The organism is Spirosoma aureum (genome assembly GCF_011604685.1).
Classification (GTDB): Bacteria; Bacteroidota; Bacteroidia; order Cytophagales; family Spirosomataceae; genus Spirosoma; species Spirosoma aureum.
On the sequence record NZ_CP050063.1, the window covers coordinates 1,708,591 to 1,725,015 of the forward strand.

At 48.3% G+C, this 16,425-nt stretch carries 9 protein-coding genes; all 9 read right to left on the reverse strand.

Features of this window, described 5'->3' with window-relative positions:
• Positions 1–19 precede the first annotated feature (19 nt).
• Positions 20–2,371 carry a polyphosphate kinase 1 gene (gene ppk1, locus G8759_RS06910; protein WP_167206463.1) on the reverse strand — a complete coding sequence of 784 codons (2,352 nt, stop codon included), beginning with the start codon at positions 2,369–2,371 and terminating at the stop codon, positions 20–22.
• 68 nt (positions 2,372–2,439) lie between these two features.
• Positions 2,440–4,440, reverse strand: a complete 2,001-nt coding sequence (gene gyrB / locus G8759_RS06915) for a DNA topoisomerase (ATP-hydrolyzing) subunit B (RefSeq protein WP_167206465.1) — start codon at positions 4,438–4,440, stop codon at positions 2,440–2,442.
• 473 nt (positions 4,441–4,913) lie between these two features.
• Positions 4,914–5,318, reverse strand: a complete 405-nt coding sequence (locus G8759_RS06920; RefSeq protein ID WP_167206467.1) for a hypothetical protein — start codon at positions 5,316–5,318, stop codon at positions 4,914–4,916.
• A 107-nt stretch (positions 5,319–5,425) separates the two neighbouring features.
• Positions 5,426–6,637: an alanine dehydrogenase gene (locus tag G8759_RS06925; protein ID WP_162387515.1), complete on the reverse strand. Its 1,212-nt coding sequence runs from the start codon at positions 6,635–6,637 to the stop codon at positions 5,426–5,428.
• Between the two features lie 65 nt (positions 6,638–6,702).
• Positions 6,703–7,125 carry a tRNA (adenosine(37)-N6)-threonylcarbamoyltransferase complex ATPase subunit type 1 TsaE gene (tsaE, locus tag G8759_RS06930; RefSeq protein ID WP_167206469.1) on the reverse strand — a complete coding sequence of 141 codons (423 nt, stop codon included), beginning with the start codon at positions 7,123–7,125 and terminating at the stop codon, positions 6,703–6,705.
• A 366-nt stretch (positions 7,126–7,491) separates the two neighbouring features.
• A complete protein-coding gene (locus G8759_RS06935) occupies positions 7,492–9,198 on the reverse strand; it encodes a RagB/SusD family nutrient uptake outer membrane protein (RefSeq protein WP_167206470.1) in 1,707 nt (568 codons plus the stop codon).
• A 27-nt stretch (positions 9,199–9,225) separates the two neighbouring features.
• A complete protein-coding gene (locus G8759_RS06940; RefSeq protein ID WP_197933102.1) occupies positions 9,226–12,558 on the reverse strand; it encodes a SusC/RagA family TonB-linked outer membrane protein in 3,333 nt (1,110 codons plus the stop codon).
• 193 nt (positions 12,559–12,751) lie between these two features.
• On the reverse strand, positions 12,752–14,509 hold the full coding sequence (locus G8759_RS06945) for a phospho-sugar mutase (RefSeq protein ID WP_167206471.1): 1,758 nt from the start codon (positions 14,507–14,509) through the stop codon (positions 12,752–12,754).
• Between the two features lie 252 nt (positions 14,510–14,761).
• Complete coding sequence (locus tag G8759_RS06950) at positions 14,762–16,417, reverse strand: D-alanine--D-alanine ligase family protein (RefSeq protein ID WP_167206472.1); 1,656 nt, start codon at positions 16,415–16,417, stop codon at positions 14,762–14,764.
• Between the last annotated feature and the right edge of the window lie 8 nt (positions 16,418–16,425).

Sequence of the window (16,425 nt, forward strand, 5' to 3'; positions counted from 1 at the left end):
AAACTTACGATATTATTTACTAAATATTGGCAATGGCGCGTTCAGCTCCTTCCTGGTATTCTTCTTCAATCTTGGCCACTTCGGCAGGTTTAATCTCCGGGTCGAATAGACGCGTTTCCAGCGCTTCCTTCTCAGTTACCTCAAAGAAGCGCTGGTGTAGATTAAAGGGTTGGCCACCAGTGGGTACTTGGCATTTTTTAAAGTCGCCATCTTCCATCAATTCATACGAATTGACGTTATCTTTCAGGTTATAGTCCAGAATTAGGATCGCTAACTGCTTCACACGATGGTCGGCCAGGAAAAACAGCGATTCAATCCGCCGATCAAAACTCCGTACCATTACGTCGGCGCTACCACCGTATATCTTTGGATCACCGTTATTATGAAAATAATAAATCCGGGTATGTTCCAGAAAATCGCCAACGATCGACCGAACCGTAATGTTCTCACTGAGGCCGGTTCGGTGGGGACGTAAACAGCAAATACTTCTGACAATGAGTCGAATAGGAACGCCTGCCTGCGACGCTTTGTACAATTCGTCGATCACCAGTTTGTCTTCCAGCGAATTGACCTTTATACAGATACCACTCGGTAAACCACGCTGGGCGTTATCAGCTTCGACCCTGATCAATCGAAGTAACTGTTCGCGCATGTCGCGGGGAGCCGTAATGAGGTACTGGTATTCGTTGGGCAGGGAATGGCCCGTTATAACGTTAAAAAACTCGGAGATATCGTGCGTATAGGTCTCATTGGTTGTCAGGAGGCCAATGTCCGTATATAACTTCGATGTATCTTCATTGTAATTACCAGTGGCCATATGGGCATAGCGTACTACACGGCTGCCTTCATTGCGTACGACCAGCAGAAGTTTGGTGTGCGTTTTATATCGGCTGATCCCATAAATCACAAAGCATCCGGCTTTTTGCAGGCGCTGGGCTTCACGAATATTATTCTCTTCATCGAAGCGCGCTTTCACTTCAAACAGTACCGAAACGTGTTTGCCATTTTCAGCCGCTTTCAACAGCGCTTCAGTAACGCGTGATCGCTTGGCCAGCCGGTAAACGGTAATTTTAATAGCCAGTACATGCGGATCTTCCGCAGCCTGTTCGAGAAGTTGTAATACGGGCTCGAAATTGTTGTAAGGGTGATGAAGTAGTAAGTCGCGCTGTTTAATTATCTCAAAAATATCGTCGTTTTTGTCGCGGCCGAGACCCAGCGGTGGAACGGGTGCATGAGGCCGAGGCATGTCATCTTTGAATTCCGGATGGCCGATGATTTGCCAGAAGGCCGAAAAATCGAGCATTGTCTTCGACTCAAAAATATTCAGGTCATCGATTTCCCAGCGCTTTTTGAGCAGGTTCATCATCCAGGGTGAAGCCACCTGACCGTTGCTGTCTGTTTCAACCTCCACACGGGTTACACGACCGAGCCGGCGACTTTTGATTTTCTGCCGTACTTCGTCCAGAAAATCGACTTCATCATCATCGTTTTCGTCGAGCGTAAAGTCGCCGTTACGCGTGATCCGAAATAGGTTAACGGAAAGAATTTCGACGTTACGGTAGAGCTTTTTTATATTTTGTCTGACGATTTCTTCAATTGGGACGAACACAATAGTATCCTCACGCTCGAATGACAGAAAGCGCGGCAGGTTGGCCGGAATCTGCACAAACGATAACCGTTGTCGATCATCTTCATCTTCTGAACGCAGACTCTGGAGGTTAGCGCCGTCCGGATTTTGCGTCACCACACCAAATATGAGCACTTTAGCTAACAGCACCGGAAACGTGTGCGTATAGTCGTAGAGCATTGGTGTCAATGTTGGATAGATTGCCCGATCGAAATAGCCTGTCGCTTCCGTTTTTTCGTCGGCGGTAAGGTCGCTATAGCTGGCTAGCTGAAGACCATTTTCGAGGAACAGGGGCAACAACTGATCTGTAAATACAGCCTGCTGGTCGCGGAAAAACTGCTGGGAAGTCGTGTATAATGCTTTCCGAAAGGGCACTTCGCGTAAACCGGAATAATCGACACGCTGTTTATGGTAATCGAGGTAGTTGTATAGACTTCCAACCCGGATCATAAAGAACTCATCCAGATTCGAGGCTGAAATCGCGAGGAATTTCAATCGTTCCATGAGCGTCCGATCCTGAAGAGGAGGTTCGACACGTCGGGCCTGGTCCAGCACCCGTTCATTGAATTTAAGCCAGCTTAAATCGCGGCTGAGGTAGTCACTTTGATCAATGACACTACTAACTTTTTCGCTAACCTTTGCCATTTTGTCGGTTACTGTCGTGGCTTGATCTTGCTGACGGTGAGTAAAACGGGAAACAATGTTACCCAGTATCGTACGGTTGGGATTAAGGGAATAACGCATACTGAATTTAGAACTTTGAAGTAAAACAAAAAAGCGGGCTTTTCAGCCCGCTCTATGTTATCTTTCGGTTAAACATCCACTCGGGCATATTTAGCGTTTCGTTCGATGAAGTCGCGTCGGGGAGCAACTTCATCGCCCATCAGGGTTGAAAAGACGTGATCAGCATCGGCGGCCGACTCGACGGTCACAATCTTGAGGCTTCGCGTGTCGGGGTTCATCGTCGTGCTCCAGAGCTGTTCGGCGTTCATCTCACCCAGACCTTTATAACGCTGTACACCTACGTTTTCTTCTCGACCGCTACCGGCAAGTTCTTTAACGGCTACTTCGCGCTGAGCTTCAGTCCAGCAATACCGTTCTTCTTTGCCTTTTTTGACAAGATAGAGTGGTGGCTGAGCAATATAGATATAGCCATTATCGATGAGCGCTTTCATGTTGCGATAGAAAAGCGTCAGGATCAGTGTCCGGATGTGACTACCATCAACGTCGGCATCGGTCATGATAATGATTTTGTGGTAGCGAAGCTTTTCCAGGTTCATTACCGTTTCATCATCTTTCTTTTCGAGCCGCACGCCGAGAGCCGTCCATATATTCTTGATCTCTTCGTTTTCGTAGATCTTGTGCTCCATTGCCTTCTCGACGTTCAGGATTTTACCGCGCAGTGGCAGAATCGCCTGAAACGCCCGGTTGCGGCCCTGTTTGGCCGTTCCACCAGCGGAGTCACCCTCTACGAGGTAAAGTTCACACTTTTCCGGATCGGTGTCGGAGCAGTCGGCAAGCTTACCGGGCAGACCCATACCACCCATAAAGTCCTTGCGTTCGGTCATGATACGCTTGTAGGCCAGATCAGCGGCAATCCGCGCCTGAGCCGACACAAGCACTTTCTTCACGATACCGGCTGCCGTCTTTGGGTTTTCTTCCAGCCAGGTTTCCAGCAGGTCGGCCATTGTCTGGCTAACCGCACTGACTACTTCCTGATTGCCCAGCTTGGTTTTGGTCTGCCCTTCAAATTGAGGCTCCTGAACTTTCACCGAGATAACAGCGGTGAGTCCTTTGCGGAAGTCTTCACCACTAAATGCTACTTTTCCGGAATTCTTGGGCAATACGCCGGGGTTTTTGTCGGCATAGTTCTTCAAGACTCGCGTTAGTGCCGAGCGGAAGCCCTGTACGTGTGTACCGCCTTCGTGTGTATTGATGTTGTTGACATACGACAGGACATTTTCGCCTGCTTCGTAATTATACACCAAAGCAACCTGTACGGGAGTAGCGCCTTTCGTGCTCTCCATGTAAATGGGCTTCATGCCATCAAGGGCAGGGCGGGTTTCATCCAGATATTGCACGAATTCGACCAGACCACCTTCTGAAAAGAAATCGTCCTGGCGGATAGGCTCACCGGCTTCATCCAATTCCCGCAGATCTTTCAGGAAAACGTGAATACCCTTGTTCAGGTAAGCCAGTTCACGCAGTCGACCGGCTACTGTGTCGTACTTATATACTGTATCGGTAAAAATGCTGGCGTCAGGCTTGAAATGCGTCGTAGTACCTGTATCGGTGGCATCACCAATGACGCGTACATCGTACTGAGGGACGCCAATTTTATATTCCTGTTCAAAAATTTTGCCTTCGCGGTGAACTTCTACACGAACGTCGGTCGAGAGTGCATTTACGCAGGAAACACCAACGCCGTGCAGACCTCCGGATACTTTATATGTGTCTTTATCGAACTTACCACCGGCGTGTAATATCGTCATGGCAATTTCGAGTGCCGACTTACCCATTTTGGTATTGATACCTGTTGGGATACCCCGGCCATTATCCTGTACCGTAACCGAGTTGTCAGGATTAATTGCTACTGTTATCTTGTCGCAGTAGCCCGCTAAAGCCTCGTCAATAGAGTTATCAACAACTTCCCAGATGAGGTGGTGCAAGCCGCGCGTACCTACGTCGCCAATATACATGGATGGACGTTTGCGAACGGCTTCCAGACCTTCTAACACCTGGATGTTATCGGCACCATAGTTGCCTAGCGCGGTTTCAACGGGAGCATCTGCTTCAATCAGTTCGTTGGTCATATCGGAATGGGAGCGTGTCTGAAATTTGTTGTTTATGGCTCAATAAATGGCAAATTCAGGTGAGCCTAACAGATTGTAAAAATACAAAAATAATTTGTCTTTTCCTAGGTCTTTTGGTAAGATTGCCTTAATATACGTAAAATTATTTTATTCCCCAATTTGCCCGATAAGTAGTGGATTTTAGCGGGTTTATGGTCGATTTACGGCCTATTTTCTGATAGTTGATCATCCAATCAATGACGCTATAAATGACATTTTTTATCGGCTTTTTTTAGCGGGGGGATTTCTCGAAAAAGTATTATTAGCCGACATGGAATTTGCCGATGATCAGCGCTCATTATTGTGTGTTGATCATAAAACTTAGCGGGAGGCCCAGGAACAGAACAGGATGCTTCGAACGGTACCCAATCTGACAAAAATAAAGCCAGGTCTCCTGAAGGCCTGGCTTTGTTAGGATGGATTAAAAAACGCTATTAGTCTTCGGGATAAGGGATATAAACAAAGCCGGCAAAATCGCCATGTACGACAAATAAACAGCAATATTCATCCGGTTGCTTGTAATTCTCTTTCCACAAATCCAGCGATTCTGCACCAATCAGGGCACGTTGGATGAACTCGTCCAGAAACGATGCTTTATAGTTCCATTGATTGTCGAGCTCAGTGGCCCCAATCAATAACTGACCTACCGGAACATCACGGCGTGATGCGACAAAAATCGGAAATTCCGAGAAGCCACGTTTCCTGATCTGGTACGAAGCCTCTTTCAACTGATCGGCTACTTTGATGAAATCCGACGATATCACACCCATCAACTCTTTGTTGACATCATACGAATTGGCATCGTCGAGTAGGGTATTTTCGTTGCTATGGTTAATCATGTTAAAAAGTTTTCACCGGGTCGCCGGTGCGGTTTTCAGTTTCAGTACTGTCGCGCCAGTAAGGCTTACCTCCTACAGATGCCTATAAACTGAAGACGTTGTAAAACTTAAAATCGGGCTGCCAGCAACAGGTCCAAATCCTTGAAGCGCATGTTGAACTTCCGGGCGATGTAGGCGTTGGTGAGCGTTCCCTTATGAGCATAAACACCTTTCATGAACCAACGGTTCGCATACATCATCTGCTCAATACCACCCGTAGTACCAGTTTCAAGCAGAAAAGGTAAAAAGATGTTACTGAGGGCCATGCTGGCCGTGTAGGCGACGCGTGCTGCAATATTGGGTACACAGTAGTGGATGACACCCATGTGCTTAAATGTGGGGTGTTTATGGGTCGTCATTCGTGAGGTTTCGAAGTTGCCGCCCTGATCGATTGACACGTCGATGATCACAGAACCCGGTTTCATGCGGCTAATCATCTCCTCGGTTACAACAATCGGACTTAGGCCATCTTCTGCCCGCATGGCACCAATGACCACATCTGCGCGCTGAATGGCTTCCGCTAGTGTGTCGGAGTCGATAATAGACGTGTAGACGTGTTGGCCAACGGAATATTTGAGCCGCTGAAGCTTGTACAGATGCTTGTCGAACACCTTCACGTCGGACCCCATACCCAGGGCCGTCCGGACAGCATATTCGGTAACGGTTCCGGCTCCGAGCATCACTACTTTGGTGGGAGGTACTCCCGTAATGCCACCCAGAATAATGCCCCGCCCATTATCGGCGTTGCTCAGGTATTCACCGGCAATCAACATGACGGTACTGCCTGCAATCTCGCTCATCGAGCGGATAATAAGCATATTGCCGGCCTGATCTTCAATGTATTCATACCCGAACGCTGTCAGGTTTTTGTTGTTGATTTTTTCGAAATAACCCCGGTCGTGAGCAGGTAAATTCAGGGCTGAAATAACCGTACTGCCTGATTTTATGTGGTCGAACTCCGACTCGACGAGTGGTTCAACTTTTAAAATCAGATTGGCCTCATATACTTCCTGGGGTGATTGCGCAACTTGTGCTCCGGCTTCACTGTATTCCGTATCCGAGAATTTGGCTTTTTCGCCAGCTCCTTTTTCAACGATTACATTGTGGCCGTTACGGACCAGAATGGCCACGGCTTCGGGCGTGAGTGCGATACGGTTCTCCTGAAGTGATACTTCTTTCGGCAGACCGATAAGTAAACCGTTCCGACTGGTCTTTACGGCCATCGGAGCTTCTTTGGGATATAAGGCTGTTTGCTTAGCCAATTCCTCGAATCCAGTCACTTGCTAATCGTTTTCAGTTTTCGGTAGATAGAAACATGAATAGGTACAAGCCTACCCTTCGAAAACTAGTCAACTGATAAAGTTTCCACCGTTCGGCGGCCGACATGATCGGCTGAAAGATGGATCTGATAGTAGGTGGCAGGCCACAGCGATTCGATGCGTTCCGGCCACTCAATGAAACAATAATCACCTGAATCAAAATACTCTTCGATACCAATGTCCAGCGCTTCGGCTTCATTGCGGAGTCGGTAGCAATCGAAGTGATAGACCGACCTGCCTTCGTGCGTTGTATACTCGTTAACAATCGAAAAGGTTGGACTTTGTACCATACTGACGACACCTAATGCCCGGCAAAGTGCTTTAATCAGTGTTGTTTTACCAGCACCCATCTCGCCTTCAAACAGCCATACCGAATACTTTCGTCCTTCGGCCAGTAATTGATGAGCAACCGTATCTAATTCGTCGAGTCGATGAAAGTGTAACGTCATAATCCGGCATTGATCTGGATTAGTCAATTTAGCCCAAGTCAGTTAGGGTCGAGTCAATACGAAATGAATCAACCCGTATCCAGAAACTAACAGCCTGCAAAGATACAGATTTTTAGGAGGTCCACTCTTTTCGCATTGGTTTACTTAATAGCTTCTTAGCTTCCGGGTCGTTTCAGGGGTTAGTGATGCATCTCAACACTATTTCTGGAGCCCTTGACCCCCCATTGCCAGAAAGCTGTTTAAGCAATGTCCGATGATTGGGCTGGGCGGATAAAAATTTCCATAAACCGGGATTCTAGCGACAAAAAAAGTGGGCAGCCGAACACCTTTATTTGTTCACTGCCCACTGGTGCTGCTTATATGAAATTAATAGCCAGGATTCTGTTTTAGTGTTTCCTTGCCACTAATCTTACTATTCAAAATCTCCTGCAATGGAATCGGGTAATATTCGTGCTTTCCTTTTGAGAAGGAGGCTCCGTTAAAATACGTGCGTAATCTGGCCTCTTTCGCCATATACGCATTCAGAGTCTGATCAGCTATACCCCAGCGCACGAGATCAAAGAAGCGGTGACCTTCCATGCCAAATTCCAGTCTATGCTCGAACCGTACGGCCGTGCGGGCTGCGGCTTTATCGGCCCAGGGGGTCGTATACTGGCTAATGACATAATTAGCCGCTGGCTTACCGTCATCCAGTTTCACAAAACCATCGGGATTAGCAGCCCGTTTCCGGATCACGTTGACGTATTCCCTGGCTTTTTCGAGGCTTCCTACTTCAATTTCACACTCAGCCAGCCAGAGGTATACGTGCGATAAACGGATCATCCGGTAATTATTGGCGTTCAGACGCGAATTGCTGGCGAAGGTGTTCGTGCCGACATCTGTCTTATAGAATAAGTGCTTTTTGCCTTCATAAGGGCCGCCATTGCCCTGGTCGCGTACCCACGACTTTCCAGGCATTATTCCCCAATCGAGAAATGGAATGCCGCGTCGGCCAACTGTCCAGTCCAGACGTGGGTCAAGTGTACCCGCGTAAGGTGTGAACGGCTGTGTCGACTCAATGCCCTGATCGCTTATTACATCCGAATCATTGAACGTTGCGGGCATTGGCAAGCCATTGGCGTCGGTTTTGAACGCATTGACCAGGTTCTGTGCGGGCTGGAAAAAGCCACAGCAGGTGGTCGGACCGGCATACGGGTAGTTCAGCACAGCTCCATTGTTGCCGTTTTCACCTGTACCGTCATTAACCGAATACTGAATCTCAAAAATTGACTCCGAATTATTATTCGTTACCGTCTTGAAATTATCATGGTACCTGTCCATCAGCTTGTACTTCCCGCTGGCAAGAACGGCTTCCAGCAACGGTTTGGCCTCTGCCCATTTCTGCTGAAAAACATAGGCTTTAGCCAACAAGGCTGCGGCAGCCCATTTGGTTACCCGACCTTTCTGCGACTGTACTTCGGGCAGATTGTCGTAAGCAAATTTCAGATCATCAACAATATTGGGCCATATGTCTTTGTCATTAGGCACTTTCGTACTGTTCAGATCGAGCGGATTATAGATTTTTTCATCGATGTAGGGTACCATGTTGAACATTTTTTTCGCTTCAAAATGGTAATGACCCCGCAGACAGCGTGCCTGGGCAATCGCCTGGGTCTTCTCGTCATTGCTCATGTCGGTTGCTTTGGCAACGGCCTGGATCACATCATTCGAGCGGGCTACACCATCGTATACAACCCGCCACTTACCCCGGAAGTAGGTGTTGTCGGGCTGAATGTTTTTGTATTCGATGTAGCCTGCTTCCGGCTGATCGCCTGAGGTAGATCCTTTGTAAGCATCATCAGCAGCTATACTGCCATAAACCCAGTTGTCGGCCGAGCTATGGTACGATGTTCCGCCGGAACCCCAACCGTCCAGTAACGAGTAGGCTCCCGTAAGCAGATAGCCGACGCCAACACGGTTATAAAAGTTTTCGGCACCTAGTACAGCCTTGGGTTGTACGTCAAGGAAAGACTCTTTACAGCCTGTAACAAAGCCAATTGTTAACAGACAGGCTAATACAGTTATTTTTTTCATGATGTAAGATCAGATTAAGTCAAGGGATTAGAACGCCAGATTTAGGCCCACAAGCAGGGTTTTGGCAACCGGATAAGCCGCTTCATCCACACCAATGTGCCGGTCGTTGCCGGTACCTCCTGAATCACGCAGGTTGATTTCAGGGTCCAGCCCCGTGTACTTAGTTGCCGTCAGCAGATTCTGACCTTGTACATAAATAGTCGCATTGCTTACCCCTAACCGGCTCATCAACGTGCGGGGCAGGTTGTAGGACAACTGAACGTTTTTGAGCCGCAGGTAACCACCCGGTTCCAGATAATAGGTAGATGGGTTGGAGCTTATCGCGTCATTCGAGCGCAGGATTGGCAGTTTAGCGTCCGTTTTGCCTGGCTTCCAGGACTCATAGTACATGCGCGTGCTGCGGTTACCCCCAAATGTCGGGAAGTCAGTCCAGTAGCGAACGTAATTGAAGATTTGATTGCCCTGTACGCCCTGGCCAAACAGCGTCAGATTGAAGTTTTTATAGCCAATATTTACGTTCAGGCCATAGCTGAAGTTGGGGTGTGGGCTACCAATAATTGTCCGGTCGCTGGCATTGACTTTTCCATCGCCGTTTACGTCCCTGAAAATGAATTCACCCGCTTTGTTGTAATTGTTTGTTCCATCGGCATTGGCGAAGGCTGGCGGAGCTGCTTTGGCCTGCTCATCCGATTGGAAAATCCCGTCGATGACATACCCAAAGAACGACGAAATCGGGTAGCCTGCCTGCGTTACGGTCATGGCCGGAATGCGGGGTGTAAAACCGAAATATTGAGTTGACTGATTTCCATCGGTCTTCGTGACCACATTTCGGTAAGTCGAGATATTCGCACCCAGGCTATAGGTTAGCTCACCGCCCAGTGCCCGACCATTATAGTTCAGGCCCAGCTCAATGCCTTTATTTGTGAATTCGGCAATGTTCTGAAATGGGTTGGTGGCAACGCCCTGCGTCGATTGAACTTCTACCGGGAACAACGCATTGGTGGTTTTGCGATTGAACCAGTCGAATGTCAGATCAACTTTGCCTTTAAACAGCGACGCATCCAGGCCAAAGTCAACGGAGGTTGTTGTTTCCCATTTCGCGTTGGCATTGCCAAACTGATCGAGCTGATAACCCTGAATCGATGACGTTCGGGAGCCATTTAAATCATAGAACGAATTGGTTGGATTCGTGGCGTAAATCAGGAACGGGTTGTAGTTACCAATTTCCTGATTACCGGTTTGCCCGTAGGCTGCCCGTAACTTGAGGTCATCGATCCAGCCAGCTGTTGGGGCCATGAAAGACTCTTTCGACACGCGCCAGCCCGCTGAGAGTGCCGGGAAATAAGCTACGCGGTTTGCTGCCGAAAAGCGCGAAGAACGGTCCCGACGCAGTGTACCATCAATGAGGTATTTGTCGAAGAAAGCCAGGTTTACTTTGGCAAACTCCGAGGCTAGCCGCCAGTCTGATGCGCCGTTGGTGTTGGTCGATGTACCGGCATTACCGGCATCTAAATACCGGTTCTCCATACCATCGTCGGCAAACCGGCTTCGGTCGCCCCGCAGAAACTCGAAGTAATTTTTGATAGACTCCGTTCCGGCAATGACATTATACCGAATGTTGCTGCCAATTTCGCCGTTGTAGGTCAGGGTATTATACCATGTCCAGGTGTAGCCGAACTCGTTCCGGGCGAACATGCTGTTGGCTCCTGCCGATTCAGACGATTCAACGTCGCGCGGTGTATAAACGCGAACATTGAGCGTATTATAATCAACCCCAAAACTGGTTTTTGCCGTTAAGCCTTTCAGAATATCAACTTCGGCATAAACGTTACCGAACAACTTCATCTCTTTGTTGACGTTGTCCTTGTTGCGATAGAGCAAGGCCACTGGATTACGAGCGTTGTCGAGGTCACCCCCTTTGGTACCCGCAAAATTTCCGGCTACGTCATACACCGGAATGATCGGCTGTATCCGGAAGGCCATTGAGATGGCGTTGCTTTCGTTGTTATTGGCTGTGGCACTTTGGGTTGAATTACCGCCCCCAACGCGTTCTCCGTAAGCAATCTGGACGTTTTCACCCACCCGAAAGCGCTTGTTTACGTTGAATTCTGTATTTGCCCGTACCGAATACCGCTTATAGCCAGTGTATTTCAGGATGCCCTGCTGGTTGAAATAGTTCACCGACATGGCATACCGACCACTTTCGTTGCCACCCGATACGCCTAACTGGTGATTTTGAATGGGGGCAGGATCGAAAATTTCGTCGAACCAATCGGTTCCCTGTTTGTTCGCTTTGGTGATCAGGAATTTAGTTTTGCGAAAGTCGGCCCCGTCGATATCACTTGAGTAGTTGACATAACTACCATCTGGATTTTGTGCCAGGCGAGGATCGTTTGCGGCAGCACCATCCGGAAAGATATAATCTGGCAGAACAGGCGTAGTACCGCTCCCAAACTGAGCATTTTTGGGATAAATCAAACCACTCTGGCCGGCATTAGGCGTTGCTACACCATTGACGAGTGTATTGGCCGAATTGATACGGGACTCCCATAAAAGATCAGCGTATTGCTGGGTATTCAGTAGACTCAATGTTTTGCCGGGGCGCTGCGTGCCATAATACACATCGTAGGTGAACTTCGGTTTTCCCGCTTTCCCTTTTTTTGTCGTAATGATAACAACGCCATTACCGGCTCGTGAACCATAAATCGAAGCTGCCGATGCATCTTTCAGCACCTGAATTGATTCAACATCGTTTGGGTTGATGGTGTTGTTAGTCCCTTTTGTAGGTACGCCGTCAATGATGTAGAGCGGGGAGTTGTCGTTCAGTGTGCCAAAGCCGCGAATACGCACCATTACGCTACCTCCCGGTGAATTGTCGTTTCCGACCTGAACGCCGGCTACGCGCCCCTGCAATGCCTGCGAAACGTTTGTAACCGGCACTTTAAGTGCTTCCTTTACATCGACGGTTGCAACCGCCCCGGTAATGTCGCGTTTGGCCTGAGCGCCATACCCGGTTACGATAACTTCATTCAGTGTTTTAACATCGGGAGCCAGCGTAACATTGAGTTCCGTTTGATTTCCAATGGTAATTTCCTGGGCTGTGTAGCCAATGGCAGAAATGGTCAGTGTGTTACGGCCTGTCGGTACTGTTAATGTAAATCGTCCTTCGGCATTCGTAACCATACCGATTTGCGTACCCTTAATGACGACATTCGCTCCAGGCAGTGGATTGTTGTCGTTGCCGTCGGCAATACGGCCACTAATTTTACGATCCTGGGCGAAGGCCCCTTCGCACAAAAGCCAGCAAAGCAATGCCAGCGGCCATGTGCGATGCACATTGCGTAGAAGTTGGTTAATCATGAGATCTTAATTAGAATAGGTAATATGATCGAGAGAAGTACATGAGTACTAATGCTTAAAGTATTTCTTCGATTAATTCTAATTAAGCTTACTTTAATTTTATTGAAAATATTTTTACCCATTAAAAATCCCGGCTTTTCTACAAGGCCGGGATTTTTTATATTTTTTTAAAATAAGTATAATTACAGGCAAACTATACGAGTTTCATGTCATCGATTACGCGCTGAACTTTCGTTTTCAATTGCGCATACGTATCGTCAAAAGCTTCTTTGCTTTCGAGTGGTTCACGAACGCTAACGTAGAACTTAATCTTAGGCTCCGTACCCGAAGGACGTGCTGATACTTTCGTGCCATCGGCCGTAAAGAACTGGAGTACGTTCGATGATTCAATGCCCATTTTTCCGGCTTCAATGGCACTCGTCTGCCCGCTCTGTGCGTCCAGGCGAGTCAGTGCTTTGTAATCGTCGACCCGAACAACAGGAGATCCAGCAATCGATTTTGGCGGATTTGCCCGGAAATCCGCCATCATTTGTTGAATCTCTTCAGCCCCGGCTTTTCCTTTTTTCGTTAGCGATACAAGGGCTTCATAATAAAAACCGTTCTCCTGATACATCGTCATCAACAGGTCAAACAGACTCTGACCGTTGTCTTTGGCGTAGGCGGTCAATTCGGCGATTATGGCACAGGAGGCAATCGCATCTTTATCACGGACGAAATCACCGATGAGGTAGCCGTAGCTTTCTTCACCACCACCAATGAATTTTTCCTGGCCTTCCAGTTCACGAATGACTTCGGCAATGTATTTGAAACCGGTGAGTGTGTTGTAGCATTTTACACCATAGCGTTCACACATCTGGTCGATGAGGTCGGTCGTAACGATGGTTTTCGCTACGAACTCATTACCGGTTAGTTTCCCGGCGTCTTTCCAGGCATTAAGCAGATAATAGATAATCAGGCTGGCCATTTGGTTGCCATTCAGCAACTCAAATTCGCCGTGGTGATTACGGGCACCCGCACCCACACGGTCGGCATCGGGATCAGTAGCCATAACCAGATCGGCATTGATCGACAAAGCCAGATCGAGGGCTAACTGCATCGCAGGCCGTTCCTCCGGGTTAGGCGACTTTACGGTCGGGAAGTTGCCATCGGGTGTTGCCTGCTGTTCAACAATATGAACGTTCGTGAAGCCCAACGCATCAAGAGCGCGTGGAACGAGCGTAATACCGGTGCCATGAATAGGCGTATAAACAATATTCAGGTTTGACTGCCGCTTAATAACATCCGGATTGACGGCATTCGACTTGATCCGCTCGATGTAAGGGGCATCGATTTCTTCGTCGATCAGGTGAATCTTTTCCGGAACACCCACAAACTTGATGTCGTCTACCGATGTGATTTTAGCCACTTCGCCAATGATCGCTTTATCGTGGGGGGCAACCACTTGGGCGCCATCATTCCAGTATACTTTGTAACCGTTGTATTCAGGTGGATTGTGCGAAGCTGTTACGACAATACCACTCTGGCAGCCCAATTGCCGAATTGCAAACGACAGTTCGGGGGTTGGGCGCAGGGCGCTGAATAAATACACTTTAATGCCATTCGCGGAGAAAATGTCGGCGACTAACCGCGCAAATTCTGGACTCATCCGGCGGCTATCGTGCGCAATGGCTACGCTAATGTCCTGATCGGGGAAAGCGGCATTGATGTAGTTGGAAAGCCCCTGGGTAGCCGCGCCAACCGTGTAGCGATTCATGCGGTTAGACCCCACACCAACCACACCCCGTAGACCACCTGTTCCGAATTCGAGATCGCGGTAGAACGAATCGGTCAGTTCGGTAATATTGCCCGAGTCGATCAGGTGTTGGATGGCATCTTTAGTGTCGGCGTCGTAATTACCGCCAAGCCATTGGTCGATTCGCTGCTGGGTAGAAGCGTCAAGGGTAGTTGTCATACTAAAGGGCTGATTAATACAGAAACGATTATTCGCCAAAATTACAATTCCCCATTTGCCCACCAAATCCTTACGGTAGAATCATTTGGAGAATTTTAGTAACAAGAATGACTGATTACGCTGTCTATATAAAAAACGGCCTGCCATTATCAAGTCGATGGCAGACCGTTTAAGGATTGATGGTTGTGGTTGGGCCGCTTCCAGGCCCATCTATCTGGTCATATTCAGCTATTTGTTGAAAAGTACTACGAGTTAAACATACCTCGCCGTTATGTGAGCGCTTCTTTCGGCTGTTTCCAGCAGTAATGGGTGGCGCGGTTGATTTAGGGCTGCTTCCAAATCGGCGATGGTATCTTTGAAAAGGAAATACACCGGAATTTCATGCGATTCGGCTTTGCCTTTAATGTACATCAGCGATGGCCGTACGGTTCCCGATGCTGCCAGCTCGTTGTATTGTTGCTTTGCCGCCACAAATTCTTCATCACTTATGCCGAACGAAATCACACGTTCGGGTAGGGGATTGGCTTTGCGGTTGGCGAGCTGCGCATCGAGATCGGCCAACAGTCGTTTGAGATGGAACGTATCTTTTCCCGTACGGATGCGTTCCCGCAATGACTGGCGGATAAGATACGTCAGGGAGTTGGCCAGATTCAGGCCAATCTCTGCCATTTGCTTGAAAATAAGCGACGAAGGAGACATGCCCGGAATTGTGTTCGGATCGTGAAGCAACACGCGGCCGTCGGGGGTTAGAAAACCATCAATTCGCGAATAAACATTTATGCCCAGCCGGGTGAAAACTTCGGCGACGGCCAACTGAATTTTGCGATTGTTTTCGAGAGTCGTCTCAACCGGAATCCGCTTTTTGGTCGTATTCAACTTATACTTCGATTCAAAATCGAAGCTCGTTACGTTATAAATCTCAGTGGGCGGCAGAGCAATTGCCATCTGATCATCATCCTGAATAACCCCGCACGAAAATTCCTGGCCGCTGATGAACTCCTCAAATAACACTTCATCTTCAGCGTTGAGGGAGGCAAGGGTAATTGATCCGCCCGAGCCTCTCGTAAGTTCATCGAGTTTTTCAACGAAGTCTTTTGGATGCCGAATGACTTCTCCCGTTTGTTCGATCACAACCGGAAAACTAATTCCTGAATCCAGACTAACCATTGCCTGGGCTAATTCCTGTTTTTCTGTGGTTGATAAGTCAGACCATTCGCTCAGTTTGCTCCAGCCATCAGGTTGAATAGTCATCGTAAAGAAGCATTGCTCGACAGCACGGCAGAATTGTGCCAGATCGGCTTCACGAACAATAGCCACGCCAATGGAAGAACCCTGGTGCGGGGCTTTTACAACGATTGGTAAGCCCAGATGATCGGTCAGCGATTTGAAAAATTGCGCTTTATCGGCTCGTTCGTATGCGTCACGACTTATAGTTGCTGTTTTTTTCTGCTGCCCATTGGCGAGTGCAATCAGTTCATTCTGTAAGATTTTATTGATGCCTACCGCTGAACCAACCAAGCCCGGCCCCGTATACGGCATTTTGTGCCATTCTAGCAAACCCTGAATAGCACCGTCTTCGCAGTCTGGACCATGCATGGCTAAAAATGCCAGATCGAAGTAATTCCGAAAATGTTCAGGACGAATTTCGGGTAGGGTTGTTTCCAGGATGTTTGGATCGAGCGATTCATCATAAACCGAGAAACCCGAGCTATCCTGTGGCAGAGCTTCCCGTAACGATGGCGAATTCAGGAATTCGGGTTGCACGAGCCTGAATCGCCCCCGCCCATCTACGAATACCAGAACGGGCTCGAACAAGCCTTTATCTAAATTTGCCAGAGCTGTACGCCCACCTGCATACGACACCTCGCGCTCCCGCGCCGGGCCCCCGAAGAAAATGCCTATTTTCACTGAATTGA